Consider the following 22,579-nt stretch of genomic DNA (forward strand, 5'->3'; position numbering starts at 1 on the left):
GCCTCGAGCGCTCACGCCGACGCGCCGACCTTGACGTCCAGCAGGTCCAACGCGTTGTCCCGCATGACCTTTCGGATATCCGCATCGCTGAACCCGGCCAACTCCGCGGTGAATGACACCGGGTCCTCCAACCCCTCGCCGTGCGGCCAGTCCGATCCGAACAGGATCTTCTCGACGCCGATCACCGATGCAAGTTCGGTCAAGTCGTCTTCGTAGTAAGGCGCGATCCAGACGTTGGTGCGGAGCTGCTCCACCGGATCGTGCGGGAATAGCTTGGGGTGGTTGTTGGCGGCCTTTTTGAGCCGCTTGACCAGCCGGTAGACGAAGTACGAACCGTTCTCGATGCTGACGGCTTTGAGCTTCGGGTGACGGGTGAAGACGCCGTGGGCGATCATCGAGGCCATCGTGTCGTGGATAGCGCGGTCGTCGACGAGTATCTGGTCCAGCGGATCCGCGCCACCGAAGGCCTCGAAAGTCGATTTGCCACCCCACATTCCGGCCACCTGGAGGTAGCCGGAGTCGCTGAGGTGGAATCCCACCGGAACCCCGGCCTCGGCCAGCGCGGCCCACACCGGATCGTGCAGCGGATCGCCCAACGACCGCGGCTTAACGACACCGGGCACCGGTGCAGGGCGCACTAGAATCAGTTTCGCTCCGCGGGCGAGGACGAATTCGACCTCCTCCAGGGCTCCGGCGGGGTCGGCCAGCGAAATGATCGGCGCGGCGATGATCCGGTGGTCGGGCCGATCGAAGCCCCAATCCTCGTCCAACCACAGGTTGAAGGCGTGAACGGAGGCCATCGTCGCTTCGACGTCGTGCTTGAGCGCCTCCTCGACCCCGCACGCGAATGTCGGCAACATGAACACGGTTTCGATGCCCTGGGTGTCCATCACCGTGATGCGGGCGTCGCGGTTCTGGTACTCGGGATGCTGTTCGAGCCGCTCGACCTTCATCAACGATGCCGGATCGACGCCTTCCGGGATTTCACCGCGAAACAGCAAGTCCAGACATCCGGGCACGATGATGGGATCGAAGGTCGGATTCGGAATGAAGCGATTCACCCGATCTCCGATGACCGCCTGAAAGTGCTTGCCGTCCTGGAAGATCTGGACCCCACGCCTGCGGAACTTCTTGTCCAGATGCCGGGTGAACGCGTCCAGCGGTTCGTAGTAGTGATTGTCGACGTCGATCGCCTTATAGCCCAAGGTCCCCATGGTCATCCTTTCCGGTAGCGCAAGATTCATCGGATGCACGCAACCCCGGAAAACTCGGGGCGCGTTTTTCCAGGAAGCTGGTGATGCCTTCGATCACGTCGGGCCGCTTCAGCGACTGCTGCAGCAGGACTTCAGACCGAGCGTTGGAGTCGGCGACCTCGCGCATCGCGTCGGCGTACGCCTGACGCTTGATGATCGCCATCGATGTCGGGGAACAGTTTTGGGCGATGTCCTCGGCGTAGGCCATCGTGCGGTCCATCAGTTGCTCCGGCCGCACGACTTCTTTGACCAGACCGAGCTCTGCCGCCTCGTCGGCGAGAAACGTCCGACCGCTCAACAGAAGATCGAGCGCGACGCCCCAGCCGGTCAGCCGCGGCAGGATCCACGAGACGCCATATTCCGCGATCAGCCCACGCCGGGAAAACGACGCCGCGAACTTCGCCCCGGCGGCGGCGAATCGGACATCGCACATCAGCGCCTGGGTCAGACCGATACCGACGCAGGATCCGTTGATGGCGGCGACGACCGGTTTGCACAGCGTCGTGAGATGGTACGGCTGGCGGTCCCCGATCAGGCTGGCCAGCTTGCCCTCGTCGGTCTTGTCGATCGACTCCGTGACGCTGCCCATCGAACCCAACTGCGCGCCGGCGCAGAAGGCCTTACCCCGGCCGGTCAGCACGATCACCCGAACCGAGGGGTCGTCCTCGGCGCGCTCGATTCCCGCGTAGAAAGCGGTGGCGATGTCGCCGCCCCAGGTGTTGAGTCGATCGGGCCGGTTCAGCGTCAGCACCGCGACCCCGGTGGAAGTGACCTCGTAGATCACCGCCTGCTCCTGGCCTGATTCGGCGAGCCGGTCTTCGGTGGTGCTCATCGACCGTCCTCCCCTGAGCCCAGGCGGCATTTTCCACTCCAACGTGTACGCATACTGTATACCTATCGGTAGCGCATTCTGCAACAGCCGGCAGCGACGCTTCGACGCCGCCCTGACAGCCAAAATCCTGGCCTCCGGCGAGCGCTACGACGAGGCCGGGCCGCCGACGCGGTCGCAATGCGCGAAAGTCGGCTAAGTTTCTCAAAAGGACTGTCGCCGAACCGATTTCGCCCCGCACCCGTGTCGTCGGCCACCGGGCCGGTGCTCGTCGCGCACCGCGGTACGTATCAAAAACCCTACGATAGGTATTACAGTAGCTAGCTGGGACAGTCACACGTGATGGAGGTGCCACCAGTGGCCAAACAGGCGACCGCCGAAAAGCGGCAGCGGCGCGAACGTGGATCCATCAACCCCGACGACATCATCAGCGGTGCATTCGAGCTTGCCGAGCAGGTGTCGATCGACAACCTGAGCATGCCACTGCTCGGTAAACACCTCGGTGTCGGCGTGACGAGCATTTACTGGTACTTCCGCAAAAAAGACGACCTGCTCAATGCGATGACCGATCGCGCGCTACGCAAGTATGTGTTCGCGACACCCTACGTCGAGGCCGCCGACTGGCGAATCACGCTGCGCAACCACGCCCGCTCGATGCGTAAGACATTCATGGGCAACCCCATTCTGTGCGACTTGATTCTTATCAGGTCGGCGCTGAGCCCCAGGGCGGCCCGCGCCGGTGTTCAGGAGATCGAGAAAGCGATCGCGGGACTGGTCGAGGCGGGGCTTTCTCCGGAAGAGGCCTTCGACACGTATTCCGCGGTGTCGGTTCATGTCCGAGGGTCGGTCGTGCTGCACCGGCTTCAGGAGAAGAACCAGGCGACCGAAAGCGGCGGTCGGACATTCGAAGATGCGATGGTCGTTGATCCGGCTGCGACTCCGCTGCTCGCCGAGATGACCGCCAAAGGGCATCACATCGGCGCTCCCGACGACAACAACTTCGAATACGGTCTCGACTGCATTCTCGACAAGGCCAGCCGTCTGATCGAGCAGCGCTCGAAGCCGTCTGGCCGGCAACAGAAATCGACCTCGGCACGCCCGCGCAAGTCGGCGGCCGCTGGGCGCGCGAAGAGCCGGCGCAACTGAGCCGTGCTCAGCTTCGCGGCGGTTCCGGCACGTTGAAGTGCTCGTCGCGGAGCCGAAACGCCTCTTTCGTGCCGTGCTGTGCCCGTGTCTTGACGAAGTTGAACTCGCCCGGCGCGAATTGCAGATTCGTCCCGAATGCGTGGAATAGGTAGCTCGCCACCTCTTCGCCCTGGTATGCCTGACTCTGCTCGACGAGCCGAAACGCTTCTTTCGCGATAACCACACCGTCGGCCGGCATCTTGGCGGCCTTCTCCGCCCAGTACCGAGCCCGCGCCGTCACGCACGCGGGATCACAAGTCTCCGTGAAGATCCCGAGGTTCTCGATCGATCCGGCCTCGATGATGTCGCCGGTCAGCAACAACCGACGGGCAAGCACGGGGCCCAACCGGTGGAAGAACATGTGCAGGCTGCCCAGTGCCGGACCCAGGAAGCGGGTGGCCGGCATGCCGATCTTGGTGTCGCGACCGATGACGGAAATGTCTGTCATCAAGGCGATTTCGAAGCCGCCGCCGAGCGCGTAGCCGCTGATCTCCCCTACGGTCACTTTCGGAAAGCCCATCAGGTTGTGGTAGAAGCCGAAGGACTTGCGGTCGACCGTCAGCCGACGGCGCTGGCTGGGGCGCTTCTTTGTGGATGGGTCCCCTTGCTGTGGACCGCGCTCGCCGTACCAGCCGTATGCATTGTTCATGTCCGCCCCGGTGCTGAACACCCCCTCGGCGCCGCGCAGCAGCACCACGGTGAGGTCGTCGTCGTCCGCGACGCGATCCAGGCATCGGGCCACCGCGTCGCGCATGGTCGCATCGTACGAGTTCCGTTGCCGCGGATTGTTCAATGTTATTGTCGCGATCCGCTTTTCCGGGTCGACCTCGAACAGAACGCGATCGTCGTCTGAGCCGCTCATGCGTCAGACCCCTTCCTGCCGTTCGGGAGTACATCGAGGTTCGACACCAGCTTGGCCTCGATCGTCTGGTCGGTGCCGAATGCCAGCGTGTTACGCCGCGCCGCCGCCAGATGGTCTTGCGCGAGCCGCACCGCCCTGGCGGCATTGCCGTCGGAGATGGCGTCGAGCAATCGCTGATGATCACGTAACGCCGCCCGCCTGGTCTTGTCCGCCATCGGCGCCGATTCACCGTGCCACACCGCCGATTCATGGGCAGACCAGATCAACTCCAGCGATCCGATCAGCAGGATCATCGACTCGTTGCCGCATCGAGACACCAGCGTTTCGTGAAACCGGCGGGCGTTCGGCACGTAACGCGACACGTCGTCGAATTGCTCCGTCTGGACGTCGATTTCACTCTGCAGGTAGGGGACCACTTCGGTCATCCGGTCCTCGCGCGCGGCACACATGCCTGCGCACACCGGCTCGAGATGCATCAGCGCTTCGCTGACGTCCACCGGCGTCGCCGCCCTGGACTGCAACACCATGCTGATCATGTGAGCCGTCCGCTCGGCGGTCGGATGGTGAACCAACGCCCCACCGACGTTGCCACGCCGTATCGAAATAAGACCATCTGTCTCCAACAGATGGATGGCTTCACGCAATGCCGGTGGGCTGACTCCGAACTCGGCGAACAGGGCTTCCTGCGAGGGGAGCACGTCGCCTTCCTTCAGCCGACCGGACAAGATGTCGTCCCTCAATTTCGAGGCGACCAGTTCGGCCACCCGCGGCTGGCGAAAGCGGTGAGTTGCCACCTTAGACCCGCTCGGCTCGTCGCTTGCCGAGCAGGTGCCCGGTCAACTTCTCGGGAGGCACTGCCAACGTGGCGATCTCTCCGACGCACAGCACCTCGTCGTCGAGCAGCAGCCGGGCCGTCGAGGTGATTCCCCGCTCCACCTCGGAACGTGCGATATCGAAACGCAATTCGGTCAGCACCGGGGTCGGCCGCCGGAAAGTGACCTGAAGTGACCGAGTCTTACCGGAAAGCCCGCGGACGCAGTTGTGGTGTTGCACCACACTGTCGAAGAACACCGCGAGAAACCCACCGTGGACTAATCCCGGCGGACCTTCGTACACGAGCGGGAAAGCGACTCGGCCCGAGGCGGCCTCGTCGTCGAGTCGATCGAAGTGGTACTCGGGAAAGCAAGGGTTGAACGCACCGATATCCGTCGCATGATCCAGGTAGACCCGATGGTCGCCGGCATCGTCGGCGCCGACCCGCGGCGCGCTGTCCGGCGGTACCGCCGCACGCAGTTCGTCTTCCCATACACCGAGTTGCGTGATGATCGCGTCCACCGTGGGATGCGGATGTTCCAGCGACAGCAACAGGTCGCCGAGCCGTCGGATCGCGCCTGCGGCAGCAATGGTCTGCGCCAGCGGCGATTCACCGAACCCCGCACGCGCCGCCGCGGCCTCGTGTTCGCCCATCCGACCTCTTCCCGACGCTTCTGTTCCGCAACGCCGCTTTCCTTGCTAAGTTATACAGCGAAGCAATTGTAGTGCCTACTGTAGAGGTATCGATATCATCAGGGAAGGGCGGATTCGCGGGTGAGTCAGGACGTGGACTCCACGCCGGCCGACGGCTCGCTCAACGCGAGTCGGGACGGCTCGATCCTGCGGCTCCAACTGAACCGGCCCGCCCGTCGAAACTCGTTGACACAGACCATGATCGCGGCATTCGTCGATACGCTGACGTCGGCCGCAACCGATGATTCGCTACGCGCGATACACATCAGCGGCGCCGGCGAGGACTTCTGCGCGGGCGTCGACTGGGTTGCCACCAACGCCGGCGAGCAGCGCCCACGCACCGGCGACATCCTCCGGCGAATCCCCCACGCCGCGAATCGGGTGATCGAGCTGCTGCACGGCATCCAGCTGCCGATTGTCGCCAGTGTGCGGGGCGTCGCTGCCGGACTCGGCTGCAACCTGGCGCTGGTCGCGGATTTCACCGTGGCCGCCGACGACGCGGTGTTCTGGGAGCCGTTCGCGGTGCGGGGATTCAGCCCGGATTCGGGCGCAACGTGGCTGCTTCCTCGATTGGCAGGCCTTACCCGGGCCAAGCGGATGTTGTTGCTCGGCGAAAAGGTCAACGCCGCCGACGCCGCCGACTGGGGGTTGATCCATCAAGCGGTGGCCGCGGCCGACCTGAATCGCGCGACCGACGAACTGCTGACTCGACTGGCCGACGGGCCCACGGTGGCGCTCGGGCTGGCCAAGCAGGCCATCCATTACGGACAGCACGCGACCCTGAACCAGTCGATGCAACAGGAATTGTTCGATGTCGAATTATCCTGTAGGACTTCCGATTTCAAGGAAGGACTTGCGGCGTTCCGGGAGCGGCGCCCGCCGCGATTCCAAGGGCGATGAGCGAAAGAGAGTTGAGATGACTTCCCGGTCGTACGACACCATCCAGTACGAGGTGGACGGGCACAAAGTCACGATCACCCTGAACCGGCCCGACGCCCTCAACGCGCTCAGCCCGCATATGATCACCGAGCTGCGTGACGCCTATGCCGCCGCCGAAAACGACGACGACGTCTGGATTCTCATCGTCACAGGAGCCGGGCGGGCCTTCTGCACCGGCGCCGACGTCAAGGCGATTCCCGGCGACGGGAAGGTGATCAACGAACGGCCGTACCTGTCCACGTATGAGCAGTGGGAGGCACCTCAAGAGGGCACCCCGCCGTTTCGCACGATGGCCAAACCGGTGCTCGCCGCGATCAACGGATTGTGTTGCGGCGCCGGCCTCGACTGGGTCACCACCGGTGACATCGTGATCGCCTCGGACAAGGCGACGTTCTTCGACCCGCACGTCAGCATCGGGCTGGTGGCCGCTCGGGAGTTGGTCCGGGTGGCGCGCGTGCTCCCCCGCTCGATCGCACTGCGGATGGCGCTGATGGGCAAACACGAACGGATGACCGCGCAGCGGGCCTACGAGTTCGGGATGATCAGCGAGATCGTGGACCACGAGCGGCTGCTGGAACGCGCCCACGAAATCGCCGATATCGTCAACTCGAATGCGCCGCTTGCGGTCCGGGGGACGCGGCTGGCCATCCTCAAGGGTCTCGATCTGCCGTTGCACGAAGCCGAATTGCTGGCCGAGTCCTTCCGCGAACGCAATCTGCACACCGAAGATTCGCTGGAAGGGCCCAAGGCTTTCGTCGAAAAGCGGCCGCCGGAGTGGAAGTGCCGATGACCTTCACGACCATCGAGCTCGACGTCGACGGCGAAGCCGGCGTCGCCACCATCACGCTGAACCGGCCCGATCAGCTCAACGCGTTCAACCGGACGATGTGTGAGGAGATGGCCGCTGCGTGGCAGGCGGTGAAGGCGGACGACGCCGTGAACGCCGTCGTGCTGCGGGCCGCCGGCGACCGGGCATTCAGCGCAGGGCTCGACATCAAGACGCCCTACGGTCAACCCGAAAACATCTGGAATCACGACGATCCCGGCGAGCTGCTCAGCCCGAAGTGGCAGAAGATGTGGAAGCCGGTGGTGTGCGCGGTGCAGGGCATGTGCACGGCGGGCGCGTTTTACTTCGTCAACGAATCCGACGTGGTGATCTGCTCCACCGACGCGACGTTCTTCGACTCCCACGTATCGGCCGGGTTGGTCTGCGCGCTCGAGCCGATCGGGCTGATGCGCCGCGTAGGACTGGGTGAGACATTGCGAATTGCCCTGATGGGCAACGACGAACGGGTCAGTGCTGACACCGCTCTGCGGATCGGCCTGGTATCCGAGGTGGTGCCGCCGGACGAACTGTGGGCGCGCGCCCACCAGATCGCCGCGACGATTGCCGCCAACCCGCCGTCGGCGACCCAAGGCACCGTCAAAGCGATCTGGGAATCACTCGACAAGCCCTACCGGGCGGCCCTCGAGCAAGGACTCATCTACACCCGGCTCGGCAATCCGATCGGCGCCGCCGAGATCGCCCGACGCGGCGGGCGCCGGGCATCGGATCCGACAATTCGATGACGGCGCACCGGCTCAGTCGGCGCATCGACCACGTGCTGCATCTGGATCCCGCCGCTCCCGCGGTGGAATTCGAGCAACACTGGAGTTCGTGGAAACAGCTCGGCGCCATGGCCGACCGCGTCGCGTCGCTCATCGACGACGAGCGGGCGCAGGTCGGCATTCTGCTGCGCAACCGGCCGATCCACGTGGCGGCGCTACTCGGTGTTTTGCGACGCGGCGCGAGCGTCGTAGTGATCAACCCGGGCCGCGGTGACGAACGCATCAAAGCTGATGTCGGACAGCTCGAGCTGACCCTGATCGTCGGCGAACCGGACGATCTGGCGATGCTCGGTGAGCTGCCCGTCACGGCGGTCTCGCTGCCGGATCTTGCCGCCGAGCCGAATGTCGTTGCGGCCGGGCAAGACCGGACGATCGAGGAGCGGACCGGCGTTGCCGTGCGAATGCTGACCAGCGGGACGACCGGACCGCCCAAACGCGTCGACCTCACCTACGACATGCTGGCACACAGTGTGATGGGACCAGACGCTGATGGAGCCTCAGCGCCAACGGAATTGCGTCGCGGCGTCGCGATCGTCAACTCGCCGCTGGTGCACATCGGCGGTGTCTTCAGGATCTTGCAATGCGTCGCCGAGGCGCGCGCGTTCGTGTTGTTGGAGCGATTCGAGCTCGAGCATTGGGTTCAAGCCGTCCGCACGCATCGGCCCCGGGCGGTATCGCTGGTGCCGACGGCCCTGCGGATGGTCTTGCACTCGAACGTGCCCCGGGCGGATTTGGCCAGCATCCGGGCGGTGACGTCGGGTACCGCTCCCCTGTCCGCGGACGATTCGGATGCGTTCACCGAGAAGTACGGGATTCCGGTGCTGACGTCCTACGCCGCAACGGAATTCGGTGGCGGGGTGGCGAGCTGGACGTTGGCCGACCATCAGAAGTATTGGCGCGATAAACGCGGCAGTGTGGGACGCGCCAACCCTGGGGCTCAGCTGAGGGTGGTCGGCGACGACGGCGCCCCGCTGGCCCCCGGCGAGGTCGGTCTGCTGGAGGTAAAGCCGGCCCAACTCGGACCGTCCGCGGACTGGATGCGCACCACAGACATGGCGCGCCTGGACGCCGACGGGTTTCTCTGGATTGTCGGCCGGGCCGACCAGGCGATCATCCGTGGCGGATTCAAAGTCATGCCCGACGACGTTCGCGGTGCATTGGAAAGCCACCCCGCCGTGGCGGGCGCCGCGGTCATCGGGCGACGCGACGAACGGCTCGGCGAGACACCGGTGGCCATGGTCGAACTGCGGGCACCACACTCGGCGGACGCCGCTGCGCTCGTCGATTACCTGCGGAACCGCTTGGCCCGCTACGAGATTCCCACCGAGATCGCGATCGTCGATGAGTTGCCCCGTACACCGTCCGGAAAGCCCGATCTGAGCGCCGTCCGGCGCCACTTCAGCGGTGCTGACCATGCCGGGTGAAGGGGCCACCGTCGGCCAGGTGCTGCGCGAGCAAGCCCGCAGCAGGGCCGATCATCCCCTGCTGATCTGCGACTCCGAACGCGTCAGCTACGCCGATGCCGAAAGGCTGTCCGCCGTGATGGCGCGTGGTCTCATCGGCCTCGGCGCCGGCAAGGGAACCCATGTCGGCCTGCTCTACCCCAACGGTGTCGCGTTCGTCGTCGGGATGCTGGCCGCCGCGCGGATCGGCGCAGTCGTCATACCCTTTTCGACCTTCGCCACCGCGCGCGAACTGCGCGAGCAACTGGTTCACAGCGACACCGAGATCCTGCTCTCGGCTTTGTCCTACCGATCCCACGACTACCTGCAACGCCTGACCGAGGTGTTGCCGGTCTCCGACTTCGACGCCGGCGAACGGCTATTCAACACCGCCGCACCACAATTGCGGTACGTGCTCTTCGACGCCTCACGTATCCAACGGGCCGACAGCGTCGACGCAGCCTTCCTGACGGCGATGGCGGATGATGTCGACGGCTCGGACCCGGTGACGATCGTCTACACGTCCGGCACCACCAGCGCACCGAAGGGCGTTGTGCACACCCACGCCGCACTGCTTGACCATCAGCGGAAGCTCAACGCGGTCCGACGCCTCACCGCGGCGGACACGCTGTTCTGCAACTCGCCCTTCTTCTGGATCGGTGGACTCGGATTCGGCTTGCTGGCCCCCATGATTGCCGGCGCGACGCTGCTCTGCTCGAACGCCGAAGACCCGGGCCAGACCCTGGATCTGCTCGAGGCCGAAAGACCAACCGTCACCAACGGTTTCGCCGCGGGGATCCGACACCTGGCGCGACACCCGAGCTTCGCCGACCGTGACCTGTCCTCGCTGCGACGGGGCAACTTGTACCCGATCATGGCTCCGGAGGCGCGTCCTGACGACCCCGAGTTGAGGCACAACATGCTCGGCTTGACCGAGGCGGGCAGCGTCGTGTTGATCAGCGCCGACGACACCGACCAGCCGGAGCATCGACGCGGATCGTTCGGCAAACCGGCGCCGGGGCTGGATGCGAAGATCGTCGACCCGGACACCCAGATGCCGGTCGAGGACGGCGCGCCCGGCGAACTGTGCATTCGTGGACCATGCCTGATGCAGCGTTACTACAAACGCAGCCGGGAGGAATGCTTCGATCCCGACGGCTGGCTGCACACCGGTGACCTGGCCGCCTCCGACAGCGAGGGATTCTTCTACTACCTCGGCCGCCGCGGTTCGATGATCAAGACCGCCGGCGCCAACGTCTCCCCCGGCGAGGTCGAGCATGCCATCGCCACGGTCACCGGCGGCGCCGCACACGTGTTCGGCATCCCGGACCCCGATCGAGGCCAGGTGATCGCGGCCGTCGTCGTCACGGACAACGTGGCTGACTTCGACGAAGCCGGTCTTCGTCGCCAACTCTCAGTTGAACTGTCCGCCTACAAGATTCCGAAACGATTCGCGGTGCTGCCGCCGTCCCAGGTTCCCCTGCTGGCCAGCGGCAAGCCCGACCTGCTGCGGTTGAAAAGCCTGTTCGATGCCTGACACCATCGACACCCTCGTGCGGCACCACTCGGCGAATACCGCCGCCAAGCCGATGGTGATCGACTCCACCGCCCAGCTGACCTACCGCGAACTCGATTGCACCACAGCTGATCTGGCGGCGGGCTTCATCGAAGCGGGAGTCGGTAAGGGCACCCGGGTCGGGCTCATCATGCCCAACGGTGTCCGCTGGGTGCAGATCGCCATCGCGCTCACCCGAATCGGTGCGGTGCTGGTTCCGCTGAGCACCTTGTTATCCGCGCGGGAACTGGTCGCACAATTGCATACGTCCTCGGTGCAGGTCCTGGTCAGTGTCGAGGAATTCCGCGGCCACCGCTACCTCGATGACCTCGCGGCGGCTCTAGGGCTCGACGATCTCTCCGGCACGCTGCGGTGCACCGAACTTCCCGCGCTGCGACGGGTTTGGACGGCCGAGTTCGTGCCATCGGGTTCTAACGTCTCCTTCGTCGACGCCGTCACCGCGACGCTCACCCCGAGCGACACGATGGCCATCATGTTCACCTCCGGTAGCAGCGGGCCACCCAAGGGCGTCGTGCATTCGCACGGCGGTGCGCTGGGCGCCGTCCGCGCGGGTCTGGCAAGCCGCTGCATCGATGCCGACACCCGCCTGTATCTGCCGATGCCCTTTTTCTGGGTGGGCGGTTTCGCCAGCGGCGTGCTTTCCGCACTGGTGGCCGGCGCGACGCTGATCACCGAGGAGATTCCGCAGCCCGAGTCGACGCTTCGGCTATTGGAACGCGAACGGGTGACGCTGTTTCGCGGCTGGCCCGACCAAGCCGAGGCACTGGCGCGTCACCCGCATCGCGCCCGCGTTGACCTGTCCGCGCTTCGACCCGGCAGTCTGGAAGCTCTGCTGCCACCCGAGCAGCGTTCCGAACCTGGCTCTCGCGCAACGCTGTTCGGGATGACCGAAGCGTTCGGGCCGTACTGCGGCTACCCCGCCGACACCGATATGCCGCACTCGGCGTGGGGCAGCTGCGGCAAACCCTTCCCGGGCATGGAAGTCCGGATCACCGATCCGCACAGTGGCGAGGTTCTCACCGAGGGAAGCATCGGGATGATTGAGATTCGGGGCCCGCATGTACTGCGCGGGATATGCCGGCGAAGCCGCGAGGATGTGTTCACCGCCGACGGCTTCTACCCCACCGGGGATCTCGGCCGGCTCGACGGCGACGGGTTTCTGTTTTACCACGGTCGATCCGATGACATGTTCAAGGTCAGCGGCGCGACCGTCTACCCCACCGAAGTGGAGCAAGCGCTGCGCGACATCGACGGCGTCGAGAACGCCTACGTGACCAATCTGCCTGGCGCACATGGAGATCGGGTGGGCGCCATGGTGGTGTGCGACACCGAGTGCCTCACCGTCGAGCGACTGCGCGCATCCGCTCGGACGTTGCTGAGTTCGTTCAAGGTCCCGACGATATGGCTGCTGGTCGACTCCGACGATCAGATTCCGCGTAGTGCGACCGGCAAGGTCGATGCCCGGCGACTGCGCGAGTTGCTCAGTAACGCAGCACCGTCGACCGACCCTGACGAAGGCGATATCACCGAGGCAGTGTGGAGAAATATCGGGTCACAGACCCAGCGCTTTCGTGAGTAGGGCCGTGAGGCGTTTCTGTTCGGCACGACTCAACTGACTGGTCAACGGCTTGATCCGCTCACCGATCGCCGCTGTCACCGCTGGAACCAGGCCGCGGGCCTGCTTGGTGAGAGTCACCCGCACCGAGCGCCCGTCGCGATGATCGGCAGTCCGGACGACCAGTCCACGCTCGGACGCGCGATCGACAAGTCCACTGATGGTGGAACGCTCCAGGCCCGTGAAGGTCGCTAGGTCAGCCATCGTCGGTTCACGATCACGAAGGATGCCCAACATCCGGAGTTGCGTGAGCGAGAGATTGTGTTCGGCCGCCACCTCGGTGAGTGCGGCCATCAACGCAAAAGAGACTTGCACCAACGCGTCTCGCAGGTCATCGACGTCTGAAGACATAGCTGAAACGATACTCTATATGGTTCATATTGCCAACTATATTAGTTCGTACTACCATCTACCCTCGGACGGCATAGAGGAGACCGAAGATGAAAGCTGCAGTCGTGCGCGCGTTCGATCACCCGCCACGGTATGAAGACTTCCCCGACCCGAACGCCGCACACAATGATGAACTCGTTGTCGACGTCGTTGCGGCAGCGCTACATCCGCGGGTGCGGTCCCAGGCGAACGGTTCGCATTACACCAGCACCGGCGAACTCCCGCTGGTGCCGGGCATCGACGCGGTAGTCCGCGACGCCAAGGGCAAGCTCTATTACGCGCTCATAGACAGCACCACGCTGGGCACCATGGCACAGCGCACGCTCATCGAGACGGACCGCAGCGTGGCGTTACCCAAGGACACCGACCCGGCAATGGTGGCAGCGGCGATCAACCCGGTGATGTCCTCCTGGGTCGCGCTGCGGCACCGTGTCGACTTCAAGCGCGGATCGAGCGTGCTGATTCTCGGCGCGACCGGCAGTGCCGGACGCATGGCGATACAAGTCGCTAAACGATTCGGCGCCAAAGAGGTCATCGGCGCCGGGCGCAATCCCCAGCGGCTCAGGGAACTCACGGCGCTCGGCGCCGATCGGCTACTTACTTTCGACCAACTCGGTCAGGCCGGCGACGTCGATGTCGTCATCGACTACGTATGGGGTGAACCCACCGCCAAAGGCATGCTCGACCTGATCACACGCCGACGCGACCGTGGCAAAGAACTCAGCTGGATCCAAATCGGTTCGATGGCCGGACCTAGCACCGAAATCCTCTCCGCTGCACTACGATCCAGCAGAACCCAAATCGTCGGCAGCGGTATCGGCTCAGTGCGCGGACGTGACTTTCGCAAAGAGATCCCCAAGATTGCCAAAGCCGTTACCGAGGGAGCGTTCCACGTCCGCACTCAAACGGTCCCGCTGAGCGAGGTCGCGGCCGCATGGACACAACCGCTCGAAACCGACAAGCGGATCGTCTTTCTGCCGTGACTAACCGTCACCCGATTCGACGACACCGTGTTCGGCCAGGTGGTCGATCAGCGGAGCGGCGCCCGCGGCCAGGTGCTCCGACATCGCCCTGCGAGCCGCGTCGCTGTCGCGCTTGGCCAACGCCGCCACCACCCGCCGGTGATCTCTGATCGACTGGTCGGGCCAGCCGGCGATGGTGGGAAACACCGATTCGGGTGCGTAACGGGTGATCTGCGACATCATCTGGGCGAGCTTCGGCGACTGCGCCGCCACGTTGATCGCCCGATGGAACTCGTGGTTGAGCCGCACCGTCCGGTCAATGTCGTTGCCCGCATAGGCTTCTTCCAGCTGAGACTGGATGTCCTTGAGCTGACGCAGTTGCTCGTCGTCGATGCTTTCGGCGGCGCGCGCGGCGAGCTCCCCACCCACGTGCGCCTGCAGATTGGCGACGTCCGCCAAGTCACGCCCGGTCACCGGCAGCACCACGAAGCCGCGACGGGGCTGTTGTTCCAACAGTCCCTCGGACCGCAGCTCGAACAGCGCTTCTCGGACCGGGGTGACGCTGATCCCGAGTTCGGCGGCCAGTTGATCCAACCGGACGTATTCCCCAGCCGAGTACGTGCCATCGAAGATCCGCCTACGGACGTAGCGCGCAACGTCTTCCGAGAGCTGGGGTCGCGGGGTGAACTCGGGGACGCTCATGGTCAAATCCGATACTCGGCAAGCAGTCGTTTGCTGATGATGGACTTCTGGATCTCGCTGGTTCCCTCGCCGATGAGCAAAAACGGCGCATCACGCATCAACCGCTCGATCTCGTACTCCTTGGAATATCCATAGCCGCCATGGATGCGGAAGCTCTGCTGGGTCACCTCGGCGCAGAACTCGCTGGCGAGGTACTTCGCCATTCCCGCGGCCACGTCGTTGCGTTCGCCGGAGTCCTTGAGGCGGGCGGCGTTGACCATCATCAGGTGCGCGGCCTCGACTTTGGTTGCCATTTCGGCGATTTGGAAAGCAATGGCCTGATGCTCGGCGATGGGCTTGCCGAAGGTGTGCCGCTGTTGGGCATAACGCGCGGCCAGCTCGAACGCGCGAATCGCCACCCCGACGGCCCGCGCCGACACATTCACCCGTCCGACTTCGATGCCGTCCATCATCTGGTAGAAACCCTGTCCGGGCGTCCCGCCGAGGATGTCCTCGGCGCTGGCGGCGTATCCGTCGAAAATGAGCTCGGTGGTGTCGATGCCCTTGTAGCCGAGCTTGTCGATCTTGCCCGGGATCAGCAGCCCGGGCTTGACTTCGCCGAAGCCGGTTGGCTTTTCGATCAGAAAAGCCGTCAGGTTGCGGTGCGGCGCTTCCGCGCCCTCGTCGGTGCGGACCAGCACCGCCACCAGGCTGGAACTGGCGCCGTTGGTCAGCCACATCTTCTGGCCGTCGATGGTGTAGTCACCGTCGCTGCCCCGGGTGGCGCGGGTACGGATCGCCGCGACGTCAGATCCCAACTCCGGCTCGGACATCGAGAACGCCCCGCGGATCTCGCCGGTTGCCATCCGCGGCAGGAAGCGTTGCTTCTGCTCATCGGTGCCGTGTTGTCGCAGCATATAGGCGACGATGAAATGGGTATTGAGCACCCCGGAAACGCTCATCCAGCCGCGACCCAACTCCTCGATGCACAGGGCGTAGGTCAACAGCGACTCGCCCAGGCCGCCGTATTCCTCCGGGATCATCAAGCCGAACAAGCCCATCTCGCGCATGTGGTCGACGATCGCCTGCGGATACGTGTCGGTGCGCTCCAGCTCGGGCGCGTTCGGAATGACTTCCTTCTCTACGAATTGCCTTACGGTGGCGATGATTTCGTTCTGCACGTCGGTCAGGCCGATCGTCTGTGCGAGTTTGGTCATGAGGGGCCTTCCTCCTCGTCAGTGGGCGATCGTCTTCGCGTCGGTCAGGCGGCCGATGTCGGCCGGGCTCAACCCCAATGCCGCGGTGAGCACGTCGACGGTGTCGCCGCCCAACCTGGGTGCGGGCCCACCGGCGAAATGGCTGCCATCGAAAGCGGTGGGCAGCCCGGGCGCCAAGTAGTCGCCCAGCCCGTCCTGGTGCAGTCGGGAGAACAACGGATTCGCGGTCACCCGCTCGTCGGCGGCGGTCTCGGCAAAGGTGCGGTAGCGCTCGAACAGCACGCTGGTCGCCGACAGCGCCCGCGTGATCTCGTCGGCCGTGTGGTCGGCGAACCACGTCGCAAACAGGCCAGTGAGCACACCGCGGTAGCGGTACCGCACTCCCTCGTCGGCGAAGTCCGCGCCAAGCGACTCGGCAAGCGCGGAAACCGCTGCACCGCAACCGGTTACCTCGACGAAATCCTGGAAGTGACGTCTGGTCAGCGTCACCACCATGAATGCGACGCCATCGGAGGAGGTGAAGTCCTGACCGTACTGCCCGTAGATCGCATTGCCCAGACGCTCACGCTCGGTGCCGTTCACCTGGGGCTCGGTGAGCAGTCCGAGGTTGCCCGCTGTCGCCAGGGCGACATCTTCCAGCGGAACGCTGATCCGTGCACCGTCGCCGGTCTCGTCGCGGCGCCGCAGCGCGGCGACCACCGCGAGCGCCGCGTAGAGGCCGCAGCACACATCCCAGGCCGGCAGCACGTGGTTGATCGGTCCGGCGTGACCCACCGGGCCGGTCACCAGCGGATAGCCGATCCCCGCGTTGACCGTGTAATCGACGGCGGTGGAGCCGTCGTGGCGGCCGAGCACCTGAAGGTGGATCAGGTCGGGCCGCTTGGCAGCCAGCGTCTCGTACGCCAGCCAGGACAGCCCCGCCGCGTTGGTCACCACGACGCCGTCACCCTCGACGATCAACCGCTGCACCAGCTCCTGTCCCTCGGTGGAGCGGAAATCGACGGTGGCCGAACGCTTTCCCTTGTTGAGCCCGGTCCAGTAGATCGACGTACCGTCGGCGGCGAGAGGCCACCGCTGGGTGTCCGATGCGCCGCCGATCGGGTCGACCCGGATCACCTCGGCGCCCAGCTGACTCAGCGTCATTCCGCACAGCGGCGCCGCGACGAAGCTGGATACCTCGATGACGGTGAGACCGGCCAACGGCGCGTTCATTGCGAATCGACTCGCTCGAAAATCGCGGCGAGTCCTTGCCCACCGCCGATGCACATGGTCTCCAGGCCGTAACGCGCCTGGCGCCGGGTGAGTTCGCGCGCCAACGTCGCCAGCATCCGGCCACCGGTCGCGCCGACCGGGTGGCCCAGCGAGATTCCCGAGCCGTGTACGTTCGTGCGTTCCAGGTCGGCGGCGCCAAAGCCCCACTCCCGCATGACCGCAAGTGCCTGCGCGGCAAAGGCCTCGTTGAGTTCGATCAGGTCGATGTCGCTCAACTGCAAACCCGCTTTGGCCAGCGCGGCCTCCGTGGCCGGGACCGGGCCGATTCCCATGATGCTGGGTGCCACGCCCGCGCTGGCCCACGACACCAACCGGACCAACGGCGTGAGGCCGAGCTCCGCTGCCCGCTCCGGGGTAGTCACCAAACACATGGATGCGGCGTCGTTCTGGCCGCTGGCGTTGCCGGCGGTCACCGTCGCGTACGGATCATCCTTGAGCAGAACGGGTTTGAGCTTGCTGAGCGACTCGACCGTGGTATCGGCCCGCGGGTGCTCGTCGGTGTCGATCACCTCCTCGCCACGACGGGTGCGCACCGTGACCGGGATGATCTCGTCGGCCAGAATGCCGTTTTTCTGCGCGGCGACCGCACGCTGGTGCGACGTGACCGCGAGTTCGTCCTGCTCGTGACGCGAGATGTTGTATCGGCGGCGCAGGTTTTCCGCGGTCTCCAGCATCCCTCCGGGCACCGGGTAGTGGCGTCCGCCCGCGGTGGTCCGACCGCGCGCCAACCCGTCGTGTATCTGCACTCCGCGGGCGCCACCCCAGCGCATGTCGGTGGAGTAGAACGCGACGTTGCTCATGCTCTCCGCGCCACCGGCGACCACGAGATCGTGGTCGCCGGACTGGATTTGCAGGCACGCCTGGATGACCGCCTGCAGACCTGATCCGCACCGGCGGTCGACCTGCATACCGGGCACGGTCACCGGCAGGCCCGAGTCGAGCCCGACGACACGCCCGATTGCCGGAGCTTCGCTGTTGGGATAACAGTGGCCGAGGATGACGTCCTGCACCGCCTCGGCCGGCACGCCGGTCCGGTCGAGGAGCCCGGTGAGCGCGGCGACGCCGAGTTCGACGGCGCTCTGCGACTTGAATACCCCGCCGTAGCGCCCGATCGGCGTGCGGACGGGTTCGCAGATAACCGCTTCCCCTGCGCTCACAGGTGCCGACCGCCGGTCACCTCGAGAACGGTGCCGGTCATGTAAGACGACAGGTCGCTGGCGAGGAACAGCGCGACCTTGGCGACCTCGTCGGGCTCGCCCGCCCGACCCATCGGTATCTCGGCCAGCTTCTCGTCCCAAATCCGTTGCGGCATAGCCTCGGTCATCGCCGACCTGATCAGCCCGGGCTGGATCGCGTTGACCCGAACGCCGAGGTGCGCGAGTTCCTTGGAGGCCGCCTTGGTCATCCCGACGATGCCGGCCTTGGCTGCCGAATAGTTGGTCTGGCCGATCATGCCGACCTTGCCGGAGATAGACGACATATTCACGATCGCACCGCTCTTGTTCTCCCGCATGACCGCCGCGGCCTTGCGCAGCCCGTTCCAGGTTCCCTTCAGATGCACGGCGATCACCTGGTCGAACTGGTCCTCGGTCATCTTGCGCATCGTCGCGTCGCGGGTGATGCCGGCGTTGTTGATCATGATGTCCAGCGCACCGAATCCGTCCACCGCAGCACCGATCAGCGCGTCGACGTCGTCGCTGGACGTGACATCGCAGCGCACCGCCAGGGCAACGGCGTCTCCGCCGAGCTTGGCCGCCGCGGCCTGCGTCGCCTCGAGATTGACGTCGCCGAGCACCACCCGAGCGCCCTCGTCCACGAACCGCTGCGCGATGGCCAACCCCAGCCCCTGGGCTCCGCCAGTGATGACTGCGGTCTTACCGCTCAACAACGCCACACGATCACCGTCTTCCTGTCTGCGCCCCGAACGCGGGACAATTCGAACATCATATTTCATATATGATCGCCCCGATACGGCGGTCAGCGGGGTCCCGAACCCAGTCGACCGCCATCGCACCCCCGGAGAAGGAGCGCTGACTCATGCCCGCTGCTGCCGTCGATGACGACGACTTTCAGCAGATCCTGGCGCAGACCCGCCAATTCGTCCGCACTTCCGTCGTGCCCCGCGAGCAGGAAATTCTCGCGACCGATCGGGTGCCGGACGATCTACGCAACCAGGCCAAGGACATGGGCCTGTTCGGCTACGCCATTCCTCAAGAATGGGGTGGACTCGGGCTCGACATCACCCAAGACGTCGAACTCGCGATGGAACTCGGCTACACCTCGCTGGCGCTTCGGTCCATGTTCGGTACCAACAACGGCATCGCGGGCCAGGTACTGGTCGGGTTCGGCACCGACGAGCAGAAGGCCACCTGGCTCGAAGCCCTGGCTTCGGGCAAGGTCGCCTCGTTCGCATTGACCGAACCAGGCGCGGGCTCCAACCCGGCGGGATTGCGCACCAAGGCAATTCGTGACAACGGGGACTGGGTGATCTCCGGGGAGAAACGGTTCATCACCAATGCTCCGGTCGCGGATCTCTTCGTGGTCTTCGCGCGGACCCGCCCGGCCGACGACGACGGGCCCGGCATCGCGGTCTTCCTGGTGCCGGCCGACGCAGCCGGAGTCGACGTCGGCCCCAAGGACGCCAAAATGGGGCAGGAGGGCGCCTGGACCGCCGATGTTCGCTTCGCCGACGTCCGCGTGCCGGACGGGGCATTGGTCGGCGGCAGCGAGGACATCGGTTACCGGGCGGCGATGACCTCGCTGGCCCGCGGGCGGATTCACATCGCGGCGCTGGCGGTCGGGGCCGCCCAGCGGGCACTCGACGAATCCGTCGCCTACGCGGCCACCGCGACTCAGGGTGGCAACCCGATCGGCAGCTTCCAACTCGTCCAGGCGATGCTCGCCGACCAGCAGACCGGTGTGATGGCCGGCCGGGCGCTCGTTCGAGACGCCGCCCGGCTGTGGCTCAACGACGAGGACCGCCGGATCGCCCCGTCGGCGGCCAAGGTGTTCTGCACCGAAATGGCAGGCAAGGTCGCCGATCTCGCCGTGCAGATCCACGGCGGCAGCGGATACATGCGCGAAGTACCGGTGGAGCGCATCTACCGCGACGTGCGCTTGCTGCGACTCTACGAAGGCACCAGCGAAATCCAGCGGCTGATCATCGGCGGAAACCTCGTCAAGGCCGCGCGGCGCAAGCACTGATATCGTTCCCGTTACAGTGGCCTTTACGATAAGGAGCGCACATGACGGGTCGCCTCACGGGCAAGGTGGCATTCATTACCGGCGCGGCGCGGGGACAGGGCCGCGCGCACGCCGTGCGGATGGCCCGCGAAGGCGCCGACATCATCGCCGTCGACGTCGCCGGGAAGCTCCCGTCATGCGTCCGTTACGACTCGGCGACACCGGAGGATCTGGCCGAAACCGTTCGGCTCGTCGAGGCCACCGGCCGTCAAATTATCGCTTCGGCCACCGATACTCGTGACTTTGACGGTCTGTGCGAGGCGGTGAACGACGGCGTGGCGACGCTCGGGCGGCTGGACATCATCGTCGCCAACGCCGGCATCACGGCCCCGCAGGCGTGGAACGAGATCACGCCCGAATCGTTCCGAGACGTCATGGAGGTCAATGTGACCGGAACATGGAACACCGTGATGGCCGGCGCACAGAAGATCATCGACGGCGGACGCGGCGGATCGGTCATCTTGATCAGCTCCGCAGCCGGCATGAAGTTCCAGCCGTTCATGGTCCACTACACCGCCAGCAAGCACGCGGTGACCGGGATGGCTCGCGCATTCGCCGCTGAACTGGGCATCCACTCGATCCGGGTCAACAGCGTGCATCCCGGTCCGGTCAACACAGCAATGGGCGGCGGCGACATGGCGGGCGCCTTAGCGAACTTCACCGAATCCAGTCCACACCTGGCGAACACGCTCACGCCGTTTCTGCCCAATTGGGTTGCCGAACCGGAGGATATCGCCGACGCGGTGTGCTGGTTGGCCAGCGACGAGTCGCGTTATGTCACCGCGGCGGCGGTGCCTGTCGATCAGGGTTCGACGCAGTACTGATCGGCGATCAGTTCCAGTGTGCCCAGGTCGCGGATCGCCTGGCAGCCACGGGCCAACATGGTGAGCACCATGTCGTCACCACGGTCGGTGGCAGCGGCGAACGCGAAGCCCAACGCCGAGATCAGTAATGCCTGCGGCACACCGAGTCGGTAGTCGCGCCAACAGGTTTCGCGGTCATACCCGCCGACGCCGTAACCGACGAGGGCCCGGTGATACTCGTCGACAAGCTCGTGCTCGATCGACGCGCGCAACTCGGGCTTGAGGCTGGTCGCGGTGAAGTACGCCAGATCGCGGGAGGGCAGACCGACCCCGAGCGTCTGCCAATCCACCACCGTCACGCCGCCACCGTCGGGAAAGAACAACAGGTTGTCGAGGCGGTAGTCGCCGTGCAGCAGCGCGAATCGGTCCGGTTCGGCAAGCAGCCACGGTGACACCAAATCCATTGTCGCGGTGAAGGTCTCCCGGTCGGCGGCGCTCATCCGGTCACCGAGCTTGTCGAGCGTGATCTCGGCGCTCATCCGGGCGACCTCGCCAAGACCGCCCGCCGCCGCTGCGTCGGGCCGAGCGAACGCGATCCCCGGAAAGTCCAGCCAGACCGGATCGCACCAACTGGGCCCATGCAGGCCGGCCAGTGCGGCGACGGCCAACCGCGCCTCGCGCTCACCGCAGCCCGCGATCTGGTCGCCCTGAGCGGCGGGCGCCTGATCCGCGAGGAGCAGCGCGTAATCCATCGCATCGTCGCTGATATCGCAGTAGAAGCACTGCGGTGTCGGCACCTTCACGTGATCGACGACCCCGGTGTAGAAGCCGCATTCGCTGCGGTATCCGATCGTCACCCGGTCCCGCACGGTGTCGTCCTGCGCGGGCAGTTTGATCACGAAGGTGTCGGGCAGAGCAGTCGGGCGGGCATAGGTCACCGACACCCGATACGTCGCTCCGGTCTGGCCGGTCCCGATGGCGGTGACGTCCACTGCCGACAACTCCACCGGCTTGTCGCCGCCCAACACGGCTGAGAGCCACTCGGGGGTGACGTCGTCGGGGTATCGCGGAATCGGCATGGGGTTACTGTAAGGCATTCGGCAAGCACCGCCGTCGGGTTGCTCCAGCCCCACAAATATCCGAATACTCCCCGTCGCGCGTTTGGGCCGTCCTAAACTCGCTGCACTTATCTCGCT

The 22,579-nt window shown here is 65.2% G+C and carries 22 protein-coding genes; 10 read left to right on the forward strand and 12 right to left on the reverse strand.

Annotation, left to right across the window (positions count from 1 at the left end; all coding sequences use genetic code 11):
- Positions 1–11 precede the first annotated feature (11 nt).
- Positions 12–1,214: an amidohydrolase family protein gene (locus tag A5658_RS04335; RefSeq protein ID WP_067331533.1), complete on the reverse strand. Its 1,203-nt coding sequence runs from the start codon at positions 1,212–1,214 to the stop codon at positions 12–14.
- A complete protein-coding gene (locus A5658_RS04340) occupies positions 1,195–2,085 on the reverse strand; it encodes an enoyl-CoA hydratase (RefSeq protein ID WP_067331535.1) in 891 nt (296 codons plus the stop codon). Before A5658_RS04340 ends, A5658_RS04335 begins: the two co-directional genes overlap by 20 nt.
- A gap of 339 nt (positions 2,086–2,424) precedes the next feature.
- On the opposite strand from A5658_RS04340, the gene A5658_RS04350 reads away from it, so the two are divergent.
- The gene (locus A5658_RS04350) at positions 2,425–3,228 is read left to right on the forward strand and encodes a TetR/AcrR family transcriptional regulator (RefSeq protein WP_067331633.1); all 804 of its coding nucleotides are present in this window, start codon (positions 2,425–2,427) and stop codon (positions 3,226–3,228) included.
- Positions 3,229–3,235: 7 nt separating this feature from the next.
- Here A5658_RS04350 and A5658_RS04355 read toward each other — a convergent pair whose 3' ends face one another.
- Genes A5658_RS04355 through A5658_RS04365 form a run of 3 tightly spaced genes read right to left on the reverse strand, consistent with a single transcriptional unit; the run spans position 3,236 to position 5,596 of the window.
- The gene (locus A5658_RS04355) at positions 3,236–4,129 is read right to left on the reverse strand and encodes an enoyl-CoA hydratase/isomerase family protein (RefSeq protein ID WP_067331538.1); all 894 of its coding nucleotides are present in this window, start codon (positions 4,127–4,129) and stop codon (positions 3,236–3,238) included.
- Positions 4,126–4,923: a FadR/GntR family transcriptional regulator gene (locus A5658_RS04360; RefSeq protein WP_067331543.1), complete on the reverse strand. Its 798-nt coding sequence runs from the start codon at positions 4,921–4,923 to the stop codon at positions 4,126–4,128. The genes A5658_RS04355 and A5658_RS04360 overlap by 4 nt, the downstream gene beginning before the upstream one ends.
- A gap of 1 nt (position 4,924) precedes the next feature.
- Positions 4,925–5,596 (reverse strand): hypothetical protein, encoded by a 672-nt coding sequence (locus tag A5658_RS04365; RefSeq protein WP_067331546.1) that lies wholly within the window; start codon positions 5,594–5,596, stop codon positions 4,925–4,927.
- Positions 5,597–5,716: 120 nt separating this feature from the next.
- Here A5658_RS04365 and A5658_RS04370 point away from each other — a divergent pair, with 120 nt between their 5' ends.
- Genes A5658_RS04370 through A5658_RS04395 form a run of 6 tightly spaced genes read left to right on the forward strand, consistent with a single transcriptional unit; the run spans position 5,717 to position 12,779 of the window.
- The gene (locus tag A5658_RS04370; protein WP_067331548.1) at positions 5,717–6,535 is read left to right on the forward strand and encodes an enoyl-CoA hydratase/isomerase family protein; all 819 of its coding nucleotides are present in this window, start codon (positions 5,717–5,719) and stop codon (positions 6,533–6,535) included.
- Between the two features lie 16 nt (positions 6,536–6,551).
- Positions 6,552–7,364, forward strand: a complete 813-nt coding sequence (locus A5658_RS04375; RefSeq protein ID WP_067331553.1) for an enoyl-CoA hydratase/isomerase family protein — start codon at positions 6,552–6,554, stop codon at positions 7,362–7,364.
- Positions 7,361–8,143 (forward strand): enoyl-CoA hydratase/isomerase family protein, encoded by a 783-nt coding sequence (locus tag A5658_RS04380; protein ID WP_067331635.1) that lies wholly within the window; start codon positions 7,361–7,363, stop codon positions 8,141–8,143. Before A5658_RS04375 ends, A5658_RS04380 begins: the two co-directional genes overlap by 4 nt.
- Positions 8,140–9,606: a class I adenylate-forming enzyme family protein gene (locus A5658_RS04385; RefSeq protein ID WP_067331555.1), complete on the forward strand. Its 1,467-nt coding sequence runs from the start codon at positions 8,140–8,142 to the stop codon at positions 9,604–9,606. Before A5658_RS04380 ends, A5658_RS04385 begins: the two co-directional genes overlap by 4 nt.
- Entirely contained in the window at positions 9,596–11,161 is a 1,566-nt protein-coding gene (locus A5658_RS04390) for a class I adenylate-forming enzyme family protein (protein ID WP_067331637.1), read from the forward strand. The genes A5658_RS04385 and A5658_RS04390 overlap by 11 nt, the downstream gene beginning before the upstream one ends.
- Entirely contained in the window at positions 11,154–12,779 is a 1,626-nt protein-coding gene (locus A5658_RS04395) for a class I adenylate-forming enzyme family protein (RefSeq protein WP_082992936.1), read from the forward strand. Before A5658_RS04390 ends, A5658_RS04395 begins: the two co-directional genes overlap by 8 nt.
- On the opposite strand, the gene A5658_RS04400 is transcribed toward A5658_RS04395, so the two are convergent.
- Positions 12,753–13,166, reverse strand: a complete 414-nt coding sequence (locus tag A5658_RS04400; RefSeq protein WP_067331556.1) for a MarR family winged helix-turn-helix transcriptional regulator — start codon at positions 13,164–13,166, stop codon at positions 12,753–12,755. The two genes, A5658_RS04395 and A5658_RS04400, sit on opposite strands and share 27 nt — an antisense overlap.
- An 89-nt stretch (positions 13,167–13,255) precedes the next feature.
- On the opposite strand from A5658_RS04400, the gene A5658_RS04405 reads away from it, so the two are divergent.
- Positions 13,256–14,188 carry a zinc-binding alcohol dehydrogenase family protein gene (locus tag A5658_RS04405; RefSeq protein ID WP_067331557.1) on the forward strand — a complete coding sequence of 311 codons (933 nt, stop codon included), beginning with the start codon at positions 13,256–13,258 and terminating at the stop codon, positions 14,186–14,188.
- On the opposite strand, the gene A5658_RS04410 is transcribed toward A5658_RS04405, so the two are convergent.
- From A5658_RS04410 to fabG, 5 genes are read right to left on the reverse strand one after another with little or no spacing between them, the layout of a single operon-like run.
- The gene (locus tag A5658_RS04410; RefSeq protein WP_067331558.1) at positions 14,189–14,869 is read right to left on the reverse strand and encodes a GntR family transcriptional regulator; all 681 of its coding nucleotides are present in this window, start codon (positions 14,867–14,869) and stop codon (positions 14,189–14,191) included.
- Between the two features lie 2 nt (positions 14,870–14,871).
- Positions 14,872–16,065 (reverse strand): acyl-CoA dehydrogenase family protein, encoded by a 1,194-nt coding sequence (locus A5658_RS04415; RefSeq protein ID WP_067331562.1) that lies wholly within the window; start codon positions 16,063–16,065, stop codon positions 14,872–14,874.
- 18 nt (positions 16,066–16,083) lie between these two features.
- Positions 16,084–17,277, reverse strand: a complete 1,194-nt coding sequence (locus A5658_RS04420; protein ID WP_067331565.1) for a CoA transferase — start codon at positions 17,275–17,277, stop codon at positions 16,084–16,086.
- Positions 17,274–18,494, reverse strand: a complete 1,221-nt coding sequence (locus A5658_RS04425; RefSeq protein WP_067331566.1) for an acetyl-CoA C-acetyltransferase — start codon at positions 18,492–18,494, stop codon at positions 17,274–17,276. Before A5658_RS04425 ends, A5658_RS04420 begins: the two co-directional genes overlap by 4 nt.
- Positions 18,491–19,231 (reverse strand): 3-oxoacyl-ACP reductase FabG, encoded by a 741-nt coding sequence (fabG, locus tag A5658_RS04430; protein WP_067331569.1) that lies wholly within the window; start codon positions 19,229–19,231, stop codon positions 18,491–18,493. The genes A5658_RS04425 and fabG overlap by 4 nt, the downstream gene beginning before the upstream one ends.
- 143 nt (positions 19,232–19,374) lie before the next feature.
- Between fabG and A5658_RS04435 the strand changes: the two genes are divergently transcribed.
- Both A5658_RS04435 and A5658_RS04440 read left to right on the forward strand, forming a co-directional pair.
- Positions 19,375–20,541, forward strand: a complete 1,167-nt coding sequence (locus A5658_RS04435) for an acyl-CoA dehydrogenase family protein (protein ID WP_067331570.1) — start codon at positions 19,375–19,377, stop codon at positions 20,539–20,541.
- A 41-nt stretch (positions 20,542–20,582) separates the two neighbouring features.
- Positions 20,583–21,404 (forward strand): mycofactocin-coupled SDR family oxidoreductase, encoded by an 822-nt coding sequence (locus A5658_RS04440; RefSeq protein WP_067331572.1) that lies wholly within the window; start codon positions 20,583–20,585, stop codon positions 21,402–21,404.
- On the opposite strand, the gene A5658_RS04445 is transcribed toward A5658_RS04440, so the two are convergent.
- Positions 21,383–22,462, reverse strand: coding sequence for a phosphotransferase family protein (locus tag A5658_RS04445; protein ID WP_067331573.1), 1,080 nt, complete (start codon positions 22,460–22,462; stop codon positions 21,383–21,385). The genes A5658_RS04440 and A5658_RS04445 overlap by 22 nt on opposite strands.
- Between the last annotated feature and the right edge of the window lie 117 nt (positions 22,463–22,579).

This window comes from Mycobacterium sp. 1245111.1, from assembly GCF_001673405.1.
GTDB lineage: Bacteria > Actinomycetota > Actinomycetes > Mycobacteriales > Mycobacteriaceae > Mycobacterium.

Excerpts from the sequence above, each read along its gene's own strand:
- A5658_RS04335 (WP_067331533.1), bottom strand. The coding sequence starts at position 1,214 with ATGGGGACCTTGGGCTATAAGGCGATCGACGTCGACAATCACTACTAC.
- A5658_RS04340 (WP_067331535.1), bottom strand. The coding sequence starts at position 2,085 with ATGAGCACCACCGAAGACCGGCTCGCCGAATCAGGCCAGGAGCAGGCG.
- A5658_RS04350 (WP_067331633.1), top strand. The coding sequence starts at position 2,425 with ATGGAGGTGCCACCAGTGGCCAAACAGGCGACCGCCGAAAAGCGGCAG.
- A5658_RS04355 (WP_067331538.1), bottom strand. The coding sequence starts at position 4,129 with ATGAGCGGCTCAGACGACGATCGCGTTCTGTTCGAGGTCGACCCGGAA.
- A5658_RS04365 (WP_067331546.1), bottom strand. The coding sequence starts at position 5,596 with ATGGGCGAACACGAGGCCGCGGCGGCGCGTGCGGGGTTCGGTGAATCG.
- A5658_RS04375 (WP_067331553.1), top strand. The coding sequence starts at position 6,552 with ATGACTTCCCGGTCGTACGACACCATCCAGTACGAGGTGGACGGGCAC.
- A5658_RS04380 (WP_067331635.1), top strand. The coding sequence starts at position 7,361 with ATGACCTTCACGACCATCGAGCTCGACGTCGACGGCGAAGCCGGCGTC.
- A5658_RS04385 (WP_067331555.1), top strand. The coding sequence starts at position 8,140 with ATGACGGCGCACCGGCTCAGTCGGCGCATCGACCACGTGCTGCATCTG.
- A5658_RS04390 (WP_067331637.1), top strand. The coding sequence starts at position 9,596 with ATGCCGGGTGAAGGGGCCACCGTCGGCCAGGTGCTGCGCGAGCAAGCC.
- A5658_RS04395 (WP_082992936.1), top strand. The coding sequence starts at position 11,154 with ATGCCTGACACCATCGACACCCTCGTGCGGCACCACTCGGCGAATACC.
- A5658_RS04400 (WP_067331556.1), bottom strand. The coding sequence starts at position 13,166 with ATGTCTTCAGACGTCGATGACCTGCGAGACGCGTTGGTGCAAGTCTCT.
- A5658_RS04405 (WP_067331557.1), top strand. The coding sequence starts at position 13,256 with ATGAAAGCTGCAGTCGTGCGCGCGTTCGATCACCCGCCACGGTATGAA.
- A5658_RS04410 (WP_067331558.1), bottom strand. The coding sequence starts at position 14,869 with ATGAGCGTCCCCGAGTTCACCCCGCGACCCCAGCTCTCGGAAGACGTT.
- A5658_RS04415 (WP_067331562.1), bottom strand. The coding sequence starts at position 16,065 with ATGACCAAACTCGCACAGACGATCGGCCTGACCGACGTGCAGAACGAA.
- A5658_RS04420 (WP_067331565.1), bottom strand. The coding sequence starts at position 17,277 with ATGAACGCGCCGTTGGCCGGTCTCACCGTCATCGAGGTATCCAGCTTC.
- A5658_RS04435 (WP_067331570.1), top strand. The coding sequence starts at position 19,375 with ATGCCCGCTGCTGCCGTCGATGACGACGACTTTCAGCAGATCCTGGCG.
- A5658_RS04440 (WP_067331572.1), top strand. The coding sequence starts at position 20,583 with ATGACGGGTCGCCTCACGGGCAAGGTGGCATTCATTACCGGCGCGGCG.
- A5658_RS04445 (WP_067331573.1), bottom strand. The coding sequence starts at position 22,462 with ATGCCGATTCCGCGATACCCCGACGACGTCACCCCCGAGTGGCTCTCA.